The following is a 12,035-nucleotide window of genomic DNA, read 5'->3' as shown; positions in this document are numbered from 1 at the left end:
TCTCTCGACTTCGAGAGACTTTCGCGGGACGACACCCACCAGCCACTGTGCGCGGTCGCGCGTGCGGACCGATTGGAAGTAGAGCGTGGATCTTTACGAGTACCAGGCCAGAGACCTGTTCGAACAGTACGGGGTGCCGGTGCTCCCCGGCATCGTCGCCGACACGGCCGAGGAGGTGCGCGCAGCGGCTGAGAAGCTCGGCGGCGTGGTCGTCGTCAAGGCCCAGGTGAAGACCGGCGGTCGCGGCAAGGCGGGCGGCGTCAAGGTCGCGAAGAACCCCGACGAGGCGTTCGAGGCGGCCCAGGCCATCCTCGGCCTCGACATCAAGGGCCACGTCGTCAAGCGCGTCATGGTCGCGGGCGGCGCCCGGATCGCCCAGGAGTTCTACTTCTCGGTGCTCCTCGACCGTGCCAACCGCTCCTACCTCTCGCTCACGAGCGTCGAGGGCGGCATGGAGATCGAGCAGCTCGCCGTCGAGAAGCCCGAGGCCCTCGCCCGCATCGAGGTCGACCCCGGCACCGGCATCGACGCCGCGAAGGCCCGCGAGATCGCGGTCGCCGCGAACTTCCCGGCCGAGCTGGTCGACAAGGTCGCCGACGTCTTCGTGAAGCTCTACGAGGTCTACAAGGGCGAGGACGCGACGCTCGTCGAGGTCAACCCGCTCATCCTCGACGAGGACGGCAACGTCATCGCCCTCGACGGCAAGGTCACGCTCGACGAGAACGCCGAGTTCCGTCACGCGGGCCACGCGCTGCTCGAAGACAAGGACGCCGCCGACCCCCTCGAGGCGAAGGCCAAGGAGCTCGAGCTCAACTACGTCAAGCTCGATGGCGAGGTCGGCATCATCGGCAACGGCGCGGGCCTGGTCATGTCCACGCTCGACGTGGTCGCCTACGCGGGCGAGAACCACGGCGGCGTGAAGCCGGCCAACTTCCTCGACATCGGCGGCGGAGCCTCCGCCGAGGTCATGGCCAACGGCCTCGGCATCATCCTCGGCGACCCGCAGGTCAAGAGCGTGTTCGTGAACGTCTTCGGCGGCATCACGGCGTGCGACCAGGTCGCCAAGGGCATCGTCGGCGCGCTCGCCGAGCTCGGCTCGACCGCGAACAAGCCGCTCGTCGTGCGCCTCGACGGCAACAACGTCGTCGAAGGCCGCCGCATCCTCGAGGAGGCCGCGCACCCGCTCGTCACCCTCGCCGAGAACATGGACCAGGGCGCCGACAAGGCCGCCGAGCTGGCGAACGCCGCGTAGTAGAAGAAGGACTGCAGAGCAATGACGATCTTCCTCAACAAGGATTCCAAGGTCATCGTCCAGGGCATCACCGGCGGCGAGGGCTCCAAGCACACCGCGCGCATGCTCGCGGCGGGCACCCAGGTGGTCGGTGGCGTGAACGCGCGCAAGGCCGGCACCACGGTGCTGCACAAGGATGCCGCGGGCACCTCGGTCGAGCTCCCCGTGTTCGCATCGGTGGCGGAGGCCATCGCCGCGACCGGTGCCGACGTGTCGATCGCGTTCGTGCCGCCGGCGTTCACGAAGGACGCCGTGGTCGAGGCCATCGACGCCGAGATCCCGCTCCTCGTGATCATCACCGAGGGCGTGCCCGTGCAGGACTCCGCGGAGTTCTGGGCGTACGCCAAGGAGAAGGGCGACACGACGCGCATCATCGGCCCGAACTGCCCCGGCATCATCAGCCCCGGTGAGTCGCTCGTCGGCATCACCCCGGCGAACATCACGGGCAAGGGCCCGATCGGCCTCGTCTCCAAGTCGGGCACGCTGACGTACCAGATGATGTACGAGCTGCGCGACCTGGGCTTCTCGACCGCCATCGGCATCGGCGGCGACCCGATCATCGGCACGACGCACATCGACGCCCTCGCGGCGTTCGAGGCCGACCCCGAGACCAAGGCGATCGTGATGATCGGCGAGATCGGCGGCGACGCCGAGGAGCGTGCGGCCGACTTCATCAAGGCCAACGTCACCAAGCCGGTCGTGGGCTACGTCGCGGGCTTCACCGCCCCCGAGGGCAAGACCATGGGCCACGCCGGTGCGATCGTGTCCGGCTCGGCCGGCACCGCGCAGGCGAAGAAGGAGGCCCTCGAGGCCGCCGGCGTCAAGGTCGGCAAGACGCCGTCCGAGACCGCAGCGCTGCTCCGCGAGGTCTACGCGGCCCTCTGATCCGGAGGCCGCGACGGCGCGTGAGCGTCGCCGCGGCGCCGGGCCGCCCGTACGCCCGTCCCGCCCGTCCGTGCCCAGCACGACGGGGCGAGGCGGGCGTTCGTCGTCCCCGTCGAACAACTTGCTGCGGTGCGACCGCGCCCGCCGATATGGTGTGGGAAGGCGAGTCCGAGGGGGACGGCATGGCACAGGTGCAGGACGACGAACTTCTGGCCAGGATCGCGGCGCTCGAGGCCGAGAACGCGCGGCTGCGCGTCGAGGCGGAGGCGCCGCTCGCGGCATCCGCCCCGGCTCCGCGCACGCGCTCCTCGGGTCGTGCCCGTGTCGCCGTGGCCACGATCCTCGTGCTCATCGGCGCGATCCTCACCCCGGTGGCCGTGCTCGGCGGATGGGCGAAGAACCAGCTCGTCGACACCGACACGTTCGTCGCCACGTTCGCGCCCCTCGCCGACGACCCCGCCGTGCAGGCGTACGTCGCCGATGAGGCGACGGAGGCCATCATCGCGGCAGCCGACATCGAGAACCTGACCTCGACGGTCTTCGACGGCATCAGCCAGCTCGGCCTGCCCGACCGCGCCGAGCAGGCGCTGAAGCTCCTCGAGGGCCCCGCGACGCAGGGCATCGAGACCCTGATCGGGCAGATCGTGAACCGGTTCGTCACGTCCGAGGCGTTCGGCGACATCTTCGAGCAGGCCTTGCGCACGACGCACACCGCCACGATCAAGGCGCTGCAGGGCGATCCCGACGCGGCCCTGCAGATCACCGATTCGGGCGAGATCGGCATCCAGCTGGGCCCGATCGTCGAGGCGGTGAAGGAGCGCCTGGTCGATGCGGGCGTCGGCTTCGCATCGGCCATTCCCGCGGTCGACAAGACGATCGTCGTGGCCAAGTCCGACTCGCTCACGACCGTCCAGCTCGCGTACACCCTCGCCGTCTCCGCCGGCACGTGGTTGCCGTGGGTCGCTCTGGCCTTCCTCATCGGCGGGATCCTGGTCGCCCCGCGCCGACGCACGGCCATCATCTGGACGGCATCCACGCTGGCCGTGATGCTCGCGATCCTCGCGAGCGGATTCGGCATCGGGCGGCTCTACTTCATCAGCACGGTCTCGCCGAGCATCGTCCCGACCGCGGCGGCCGAGGTGATCTACGACCAGATCGTCGATCGCATGTTCGCCACGACCATCGCCCTGGTGGTCTTCGCGGTCTCGGTCGCGCTGATCGCCTGGCTCAGCGGTCCTGGTGCGCTCCCGACGAGGCTGCGCGGGTTCGCCGATGCCGGGTTCGGGTCGGTGCGCCATTCGGCGGCGAGGCGCGGGCTGACCACGGGCTCGTTCGGCGCGTGGCTGGGTCGGCAGCGGGCGGTCGTGTTCAGCATCATCATGCTCGGCGCGGTCGCCGTGATCCTCTTCGTGCGACCCGTCTCCACCGGACTCGTCGTCTGGACGATCGTCATCGCGCTCGTGCTCGTGGCGATCGTCGAACTGTTGCAGCGCCCGCCGCTCGAGGTCGCCGAGGCCGAGGCCGAGGCGGAGGCCGCCGCACTCGAGGCCGAGATCGCCGCCGCCGCCGCGGCATCCGCTCCGGACGAGGACGAGGTGTCGACGGATGCCGCAGCCGACGGCGACGGCGACGGCGACACCGCCGTGCTCGTCGAGGCCTCCGGGGCCGAGGCTCCGTCGCCGACCGATGCCGACGCGAAGGCGACGGACGTCATCGACGTCGACGGGGGCCCGGCGGCGAAGCCGACCAGTCCGAAGAAGCGCGGGCGTCCTGCCGGGTGACCGGCGCCCTCCGGGCTAGGCTCCCGGAGGAATGAGACGGACCACCATCGCCCTGCTCGCCTCGCTGGAGGCGTTCGTCGCAGCGCTCATCGGCTTCGGCCTGGCCGTCGTGCCGCTGATGCTGCTCTGGGCCGTGCACTTCGGCATGGCGGTGGACGTCATGGCGTTCATGAACGCGGCCGGCGCCGTCTGGCTGCTCGGCCACGGCGTGAACGTGACGGTGCAGGTCGACGCGGTCACCGCGGCGCAGTCGGGCCTCGCGGGTGCGGGCGACCCGTTCCCCATCAGCATCGCCCTGCTCGGCATCGCCCTGCTCACGCTGGCCGCCGGCGTGCGCATCGGCCGCCGCTCCGCCGCCGGCGGGCACGCGCTCACGGGCGCGCTGGCCGCGATGGCCGTCTTCGCCGCGGCCGGTCTGGGCGCCGGGCTGCTCGTCGATACGCCTGCCCTCCACACGAACCCCTGGTGGGCGATCGGGCTGCCGGCCTTCGTCGTGGGACTCGGCGCGCTCATCGGCGCCGTCGAGGAGTCGGTGCGCAATCCGTCTCCCGACGTCGCGCGCGCGGGCTTCGTGCGTCGCGCCGTGCAGGAGATCCCCCCGCTCGTCGGCGAGATCACGGCCGCCGCGATCCGGATCGGCGGGGCCGCGGTGTTCGGCGTGCTGGCGGTCGCCGCGACGCTCGTCGCCGTTGTGATCGTCCTCGACTACGCGACGATCGCGAGTCTCTACCAGGCGCTGGATGCGGGCGTCGTCGGCGGCATCGCCCTCACGATGGCCGAACTCGCGGTGCTGCCGAACCTCGTGATCTGGGCGGCGGCGTGGATGCTCGGGCCGGGGTTCGCGATCGGTGCGGGCACGTCCATCGCGCCCGGCGGCATCCTGCTCGGCCCGGTCCCGGGGATCCCGCTGCTGGGAGCGCTGCCGGGCGAGGCCCCGCTGCTGGGCGCGGTGCTCCTCGTCGTGCCCGTGCTGCTCGGCTTCGCCGGAGCCTGGATCGTGGGCAGCGCGCGGCGCCGGGCCGGAGCGCCGACCGAATGGTGGCGGCCGCTCGCCGTCGCGGTCGCGGCAGCGCTCGTCGGGGGAGTCGCGCTCGGCCTGCTCGCGCGCTGGTCCGGCGGGGCGATCGGGCCGGGCCGCCTCGCGGTCGTCGGGCCCGACGGGCTGGACGTCGCCCTCGTCGCGGCGATCACGATCGGGCTGGGCGCCCTCGCAGGCGGCTACGCGGCCTTCCTCGGCCGAGCCGATGCGACCGAGCCCGGCACGACCGTCGCCCGCCACGACGACGGGGCTTGGCGGGCGGATGCCGCGTCGACGGACCGGTACGAGCCGGTGCCGCCGCCCCGTGCCGAGCCCGTCGTGCCGTCGCCACCGGCCGAGCCGGCCGAGCCGGCCGAGCCCGTCGCGCCGACGCCGCCGGCCGAACCCCGACGCGACGACGAGGACGCGCCGTGGTGGCGCCGGGGCCGCACCGACGGCACGTCCGGCGGCGCGCGCGACGAGGATCGCAACGCCACCGAATCCTTCGAGCGCACGGGGCCGATCGACCGCTGACGCGGACCGGCGGCATCCGCTCGGGGCATCCGGTGGAGGCCGCGGCATCCGCTCGGAACGGCGCGACGCCGCCCACCGGGTAGGCTCGGATGGTGCTGAAGCTCGTCGTGCTCATCTCTGGCACCGGATCGAACCTGCGGTCCCTCCTCGAGGCCTCGGAAGACGCCCAGTTCCCCGCCCGTGTCGTCGCCATCGGCGCCGACCGCGATGCCGACGGCCTCGCACTCGGCGAGGAGTTCGGCATCCCGACGTTCACGGTGCCGTTCACCGCCTTCCCCGATCGCGATGCGTGGGGCGCCGAGCTCATCGAGCAGGTGCGGCTCTGGCAACCCGACCTCGTGATCCTCTCGGGGCTCATGCGGCTCGTGCCGCCGGCCGTGGTCGACGCCTTCTCGCCGCAGCTGATCAACACCCACCCCGCGTACCTGCCCGAGTTCCCGGGCGCGCACGGCGTGCGCGACGCCCTCGCCGCCGGGGTCGACCAGACCGGTGCGAGCCTCATCGTGGTCGACAACTCCGTCGACGGCGGCCCCATCATCGCCCAGGAGCGCGTGCCCGTGCTGCCGGACGACACCGAGTCGTCGTTGCACGACCGCATCAAGCCCGTCGAACGGCGCCTGCTCATCCAGGCCGTGCTCGACATCGCCAACGCCCACCTCGACCTGAAGGAGCTCGCCCGATGAGCGGTGCCACGATCGACCCGAGCCTCTACCGACCCCGCGACGTCGTGCCCGTGCGGCGCGCCCTCATCGCCGTGAGCGACAAGCGCGGGCTCGTCGAACTCGCGACCAAGCTCACCGAGGCGGGCGTCGAGCTCGTCTCCACGGGCGGCACCGGCAAGGCGATCGCCGACGCCGGCCTCCCCGTCACCCAGGTGGCCGAGGTCACCGGCTATCCCGAGCACCTCGACGGACGCGTGCGCACGCTGCACCCCGCCGTGCACTCGGGCCTGCTCGCCGACCTGCGGCTCCAGCACCACGAGACCCAGTTGGCCGAACTCGACATCAAGCCCTACGAGCTCGTCGTCGTGAACCTCTACCCGTTCTCCGAGACGGTCGCCGCCGGCGCCGCGCCCGACGAGGCGATCGAGCAGATCGACATCGGCGGACCCGCCATGGTGCGCGCCTCGGCCAAGAACCACGCGAACGTCGCGGTCGTGGTCTCGCCCGACCGCTACGACGAGATCGCCGCGGCCGTCGTCGGCGGCGGCACCACGCTCGCGCAGCGCCAGGTGCTCGCGCGCGAGGCGTTCCGCCACACGGCGTCGTACGACGTGGCCGTCGCCTCGTGGATCGGCAGCGTCGTCGCACCCGACCAGCCTGCCGAGGAGTCGCCGTTCCCCGCGTGGGTCGGCGGCACGTGGTCGAAGGACGCCGACCTCCGCTACGGCGAGAACTCGCACCAGAAGGGCGCGCTCTACGCCTCGAACGGCGGCCGCCCCGGCATCGCGCAGGCCGTGCAGCTGCACGGAAAAGAGATGTCGTACAACAACTACGTCGACGCCGACTCCGCGGTGCGCGCCGCGTTCGACTTCGCCGAGCCCGCGGTCGCGATCATCAAGCACGCGAACCCCTGCGGCATCGCGGTCGCCTCGGCCGGGGCATCCGACCCCATCGCCGACGCCCACCGGCGCGCGCACGAGTGCGACCCGGTGTCGGCCTACGGCGGCGTGATCGCCGCGAACCGCACCGTCACCCTCGAGATGGCCGAGACCGTCTCGGGCATCTTCACCGAGGTGCTCATCGCGCCCGCCTTCGAGGCCGAGGCGCTCGAGCTGCTCACGAAGAAGAAGAACATCCGGCTGCTCACCCTGCCCGAGGGGTTCGAGCCGACGGCCGTCGAGCTCCGCCAGGTCTCGGGCGGCATGCTGCTGCAGCAGGCCGACCGCCACTTCGCTCCCGCGTCGCAGTGGACCCTCGCTGCCGGCGAGCCCGCCGACGAGGCCACGCTCGCCGACCTCGAGTTCGCGTGGCGCGCCTGCCGCGCGGTCAAGTCCAACGCGATCCTGCTCGCGTCCGGCGGCGCCTCCGTCGGCGTCGGCATGGGCCAGGTCAACCGGGTCGACTCGTGCAAGCTCGCGGTGGAGCGCGCCGGCGAACGGGCCGCGGGCTCGGTCGCGGCATCCGACGCCTTCTTCCCCTTCGCCGACGGCCTGCAGATCCTGCTCGACGGCGGCGTGCGCGCGGTCGTGCAGCCCGGCGGCTCGGTGCGCGACGACGAGGTCGTCGAGGCCGCGCGCGTCGCGGGCGTCACGATGTACTTCACGGGCGAGCGCCACTTCTTCCACTGATCGCCGGTGGTGAGCGGATGCCGCGGGGTCGTCCCTGCGGCATCCGCTGATCCTTCGGCGGGCATCCGACGGGCGGTATCCTTGGGGGAGCGGCGCTCATGAGGCGCCGGCCACCGTTCCGCCCACAAGGCGGATGATGAAGGAGACCGATCGATGACGATCACCCACGACCTGTCCGAGCCCTCCACGGCAGGTGCCACCACCCGACGCGGCGCGACACCCGCGGCCGCCGCACTCCCGCTCGACTCGCCCGACCACGAGCGCGTGCTCATCTCACGCGGGCGACGTTCCGGGCTCACCATCATCGTCGCGGTGCACTCCACCCGCCTCGGGCAGGCCCTCGGCGGAGCGCGACTCTGGCAGTACGCGCACTGGACCGACGCGCTCGCCGACGCGCTGCGCCTCTCGCAGGCGATGACCATGAAGAACGCCGCAGCCGGTCTCGCGCGGGGCGGCGGCAAGTCGGTCGTCGCGATCCCGGCCGGGATGCACCTCGACGCCGCGACCACGCATGCCGCGATGCTCGACCTCGGCGACGCCGTCGAGTCCCTCGAGGGCGCCTACATGACGGCCGAAGACGTCGGCACCAGCGCCGAGCTCATGGCCGTCGTCGCCGAGCGCACGGCCCACGTCTGCGGGCTCCCGCCCGAGCAGGGCGGGGTCGGCGAGCCCGCCGACGCCACGGCGGCCGGCGTGCACGCCTCCATCCTCGCGACCCTCGAGCACGTCTTCGGCACGCGCGACCTCACCGACCGCCACCTCGTGATCTCCGGGCTCGGCCAGGTCGGCGGTCGCCTCGCTCGCTCGCTCGCCGCCGGCGGCGCCCGACTCACGGTGACGGATGTCGCCGAGGGCAAGCGCGCCCTCGCCGAGGAGCTCGGCGCGGCCTGGGTCGAGCCGGCCGACGCGCACCTCATCGACGCCGACGTGTTCGTGCCCTGCGGGCTCGGCGGCGTGCTCACGCCCGAGGTCGTGGCGGAGCTGTCCGTGCGCGCCGTCGTCGGCGCGGCCAACAACCAGCTGGCGAGTCTCGACGTCGCAGGCCTGCTCACCGAACGCGGCATCGTCTGGGCGCCCGACTTCGTGGTGAACGCCGGCGGCGTGATCTACCTCGACGTCGCGAGCGGGCCCGACGCGGTCCAGTCGGAGCTCGACGCGCGCATCGCGGGCATCGGCGACACCGTGGCATCCGTGCTGCGATCGGCCGACGAGCACGGCACGACGACGCTGGCCGCGGCGGAACGACTCGCGCACGCACGCCTCGAGTCCGCGGTCTGATCGGTGGGGCGGGGGCCGCTAGGCTCGTCCGCATGACGTCCCCCGCCGCCACGCCCGTGAGCCCTGCCCGGTTCAAGCCCGCGCCGACCCCCGGGCGCCGTGTGGTCGCCGTGTTCGCCGCGTCGGCGGCCGCCGCCGTGCTCGCCGGGCTGACCGCGCTGTTCGCGTTCTTCATCGGCAACGGGCAGTCCCCGCAGACGTTCGGGCAGCTCACGGGGCACTTCACGCTCGTGGCGTTCATCGCGTTCGTGCTGCTGTCCGTCGCCAATGCCGCGGGCGCCACGCGAGCGTGGTTCCTCACCCTCATCACGGGATTCACGTCCGCGTGCCTCGCGGCGCTGCTGGCGACCACGGTGACTGCGGCGGCGGTCGGCAACCCGCTCTCGGGGCCGCTGTTCATGTTCGTGGTGGGTTCGCTGGTGAGCCTCAACCTGGTGTTCATCCTCGCCCTCATCGCGGGCGAGATGTTCCTCGCGCCCCGCGTGATGCGCGCCATCCTCGAGTACGCCCCGAACCGGGCGGCCCGGCACATCGCGCTCGTCCGCATCCCGGCGACGAACCTCGACGAGGGGCTGCTCACGCACCTCGAGCGGCGCCCGGTCGACCACGCGCTCGCCGACGAGCAGTGGGACAACTACTGCGCGGCCCTCCTCGCCGAGGGGTGGGAGACCATCGAGGTCGACGCCGCCCCCGAGCTCGCCGACTCCGTGTTCGTCGAGGACACGGTGGTCATGTTCGGCGACCTGGCCGTGCTCGCCCACCCCGGTGCGCTCTCGCGCCGACCCGAGGTCGAGGCCGTCGAACGCGCCATCCGGTCGATCCCCGGCATCAGCGTCGCGAGCATCCTCGCGCCCGGCACCCTCGACGGCGGCGACGTGCTGAAGGTGGGGTCCACGGTGTACGTCGGTGCGGGGTCGCGCACGAACGCCGAAGGCATTCGCCAGCTGCGCGCCCTGCTCGCGCCGCACGGCTACGAGGTCGTGGCCGTGCCGCTCACGAAGGCCCTGCACCTGAAGAGCGCCGTGACCGCACTGCCCGACGGCACGGTCATCGGCGACCCCGAGCGCATCGACGTGCCGAGCCTGTTCCCGCGCTTCCTGCCGGTGCTCGAGCCCGAGGGCGTCGCGGTCGTCGCGCTCAGCGACGAGTCGCTGCTCATGTCGTCGGCCGCACCGCAGACGGCGGCCATGCTCTCCAACCTCGGCTACCGCGTCGTCACGGTCGACATCAGCGAGTTCGAGAAGCTCGAGGGCTGCGTCACGTGCCTGTCGGTGCGGGTGCGCTGACCGACCTCACCCGGCCGTCGTGCAGGTCGAGCACACGGTCGGCGCGCCCGGCGAGCGCCGGGTCGTGCGTCGTGACCACGGCCGCGACGCCGCGCGTGTGCACGAGGTCGCCGATGAGGTCCATCACGGTCGCCGCCGTGCTGCTGTCGAGCTGGCCGGTCGGCTCGTCGGCGAGCAGCAGTCGCGGCCGAGCCGCGATCGCCCGGGCGATGCCGACGCGACGCTGCTGCCCTCCGGAGAGCTCGTAGGGACGCTGCGCCCCGTGGGCGCCGAGCCCGACCGCGTCGAGCGCCTCGGCCACCCGCGCATCGCGCTCGGCGGGCGACATCCGGAGCAGCCGCAGGGGCACCTCGACGTTCTCGGACGCCGACAGCACCGGGATCAGGCCGAACGACTGGAAGACGTACCCGAGCTGGTCGCGGCGCATCGCCGCGAGCTCGTCGTCGCCCAGCGTGGAGAGGTCGGCGTCGCCGAGCAGCACGCGACCGGAGGTCGGCCGGTCGAGGCCCCCGAGCAGGTTGAGCAGGGTCGTCTTGCCGGCACCCGATGGGCCGGTGACGACGAGGAGCTCGCCCGGCCGCACCTCGAGGGAGACGCCGGCGACGGCGTGCACGAGGCCGGCGGCCGTCTCGAAGTCGCGACCGACGTGCTCGGCTCGGAGCGTGCTCATCGCGGGTCCTCCGTCGTGGGGCGGTCATCGTCTGGGGCGGCCGTCTCGGCCGTGCGCGGCTCCGCGGCGTCGCCCTCCACCGCATCGCGAGGAACGGGATCGGCACCGCCGGCGGTGCGGGTCCCGGGCCAGACGCCGACATGGTCGGGCTCGAGCGCGAGGCGCACCCGGTCGTGCAGCTCGAGCCGCTCGACGAACTCGTGCGGCAACTGCAGGCGACCGACGCGATCGAGCACCGCGAACTCCTCGGCGATGTGCTCCTCGGCGCCGTGCTCGTCGACGCGGGTCGATCGGAGCACCTCGGTCGACGTGCGCCCGTCGCGGATCTGCACCGTGCGCCGTACGTGCCCCGAGACGGTCGGGTCGTGGGTCACGATGAGCGTGGTGACGCCGAGCTCCTCGTTGACGCTGCGCATGGCCTCGAGCACGCTGGCGGAGGTGGCCTCGTCGAGCTCGCCGGTCGGCTCGTCGGCGAGCAGCACCAGCGGCGCGTTCGCCAGTGCGACCGCGATGGCGACGCGCTGCTGCTGGCCGCCCGAGAGCTCCGCGGGCCTGCGGTCGCGGAACTCGCCGACCTCGAGCAGGTCGAGCAGGTCGCCGATGCGGGACGCGCGGGCGGCACCCGCGAACGTGCGTGCGACGTTCATCGCGAGGGCGACGTTCTCGGCGGCGGTGAGGTAGGGGAGGAGGTTCCGCGAGGTCTGCTGCCAGACGAACCCGACCGTGCGCCGGCGGTACTCGACCCGTTCGCGCGATCGCATCGCGAGCAGGTCGTGGCCGGCCACGCTCGCGCTTCCGGCCGTGGCGGTGTCGAGGCCCGAGAGGATGGTGAGCAGGGTCGACTTGCCCGAGCCGGAGGCGCCGACCACGGCCACCATCTCGCCCGGGTCGACGCGCAGGTTCAGGCCCTGCAGCGCCTGGATCTCGACCCCGTCGGCCGTGAAGATGCGCACCAGGTCGCTGCACAGGATGTGCGGGTGGGTCAGCGTGTCTGCCACGTGT

At 72.6% G+C, this 12,035-nt stretch carries 10 protein-coding genes; 8 read left to right on the top strand and 2 right to left on the bottom strand.

From position 1 onward, the window contains the following. The first annotated feature begins 85 nt into the window (after positions 1 to 85). The 8 genes from sucC to ddaH all read left to right on the top strand — a co-directional run bounded on the left by sucC (position 86) and on the right by ddaH (position 10,363). Positions 86 to 1,252, top strand: coding sequence for an ADP-forming succinate--CoA ligase subunit beta (gene sucC / locus ACR3IO_RS04840; protein ID WP_434070043.1), 1,167 nt, complete (start codon positions 86 to 88; stop codon positions 1,250 to 1,252). A 21-nt stretch (positions 1,253 to 1,273) separates the two neighbouring features. Continuing rightward, the gene (gene sucD, locus ACR3IO_RS04835; protein WP_434070042.1) at positions 1,274 to 2,176 is read left to right on the top strand and encodes a succinate--CoA ligase subunit alpha; all 903 of its coding nucleotides are present in this window, start codon (positions 1,274 to 1,276) and stop codon (positions 2,174 to 2,176) included. A gap of 182 nt (positions 2,177 to 2,358) precedes the next feature. Further along, positions 2,359 to 3,957, top strand: a complete 1,599-nt coding sequence (locus tag ACR3IO_RS04830; RefSeq protein ID WP_434070041.1) for a hypothetical protein — start codon at positions 2,359 to 2,361, stop codon at positions 3,955 to 3,957. Positions 3,958 to 3,988: 31 nt separating this feature from the next. Further along, positions 3,989 to 5,509: a cell division protein PerM gene (locus ACR3IO_RS04825; protein WP_434070040.1), complete on the top strand. Its 1,521-nt coding sequence runs from the start codon at positions 3,989 to 3,991 to the stop codon at positions 5,507 to 5,509. A gap of 92 nt (positions 5,510 to 5,601) precedes the next feature. Beyond that, on the top strand, positions 5,602 to 6,192 hold the full coding sequence (gene purN, locus ACR3IO_RS04820) for a phosphoribosylglycinamide formyltransferase (RefSeq protein WP_434070039.1): 591 nt from the start codon (positions 5,602 to 5,604) through the stop codon (positions 6,190 to 6,192). After that, positions 6,189 to 7,799, top strand: coding sequence for a bifunctional phosphoribosylaminoimidazolecarboxamide formyltransferase/IMP cyclohydrolase (gene purH, locus ACR3IO_RS04815; RefSeq protein ID WP_434070038.1), 1,611 nt, complete (start codon positions 6,189 to 6,191; stop codon positions 7,797 to 7,799). The genes purN and purH overlap by 4 nt, the downstream gene beginning before the upstream one ends. A gap of 153 nt (positions 7,800 to 7,952) precedes the next feature. After that, a complete protein-coding gene (locus tag ACR3IO_RS04810) occupies positions 7,953 to 9,077 on the top strand; it encodes a Glu/Leu/Phe/Val dehydrogenase dimerization domain-containing protein (RefSeq protein ID WP_434070037.1) in 1,125 nt (374 codons plus the stop codon). 32 nt (positions 9,078 to 9,109) lie between these two features. After that, entirely contained in the window at positions 9,110 to 10,363 is a 1,254-nt protein-coding gene (ddaH, locus tag ACR3IO_RS04805; protein WP_434070036.1) for a dimethylargininase, read from the top strand. On the opposite strand, the gene ACR3IO_RS04800 is transcribed toward ddaH, so the two are convergent. Both ACR3IO_RS04800 and ACR3IO_RS04795 read right to left on the bottom strand, forming a co-directional pair. After that, complete coding sequence (locus ACR3IO_RS04800) at positions 10,335 to 11,033, bottom strand: ABC transporter ATP-binding protein (protein WP_434070035.1); 699 nt, start codon at positions 11,031 to 11,033, stop codon at positions 10,335 to 10,337. The genes ddaH and ACR3IO_RS04800 overlap by 29 nt on opposite strands. Further along, on the bottom strand, positions 11,030 to 12,031 hold the full coding sequence (locus tag ACR3IO_RS04795) for an ABC transporter ATP-binding protein (protein WP_434070034.1): 1,002 nt from the start codon (positions 12,029 to 12,031) through the stop codon (positions 11,030 to 11,032). Before ACR3IO_RS04795 ends, ACR3IO_RS04800 begins: the two co-directional genes overlap by 4 nt. Between the last annotated feature and the right edge of the window lie 4 nt (positions 12,032 to 12,035).

Source organism: Agromyces sp. Marseille-Q5079 (genome assembly GCF_051016555.1).
Classification (GTDB): Bacteria; Actinomycetota; Actinomycetes; order Actinomycetales; family Microbacteriaceae; genus Agromyces.
The sequence above is the reverse complement of the archived record's forward strand: the minus strand, read 5'-3'. Positions and strand labels throughout refer to the sequence as shown.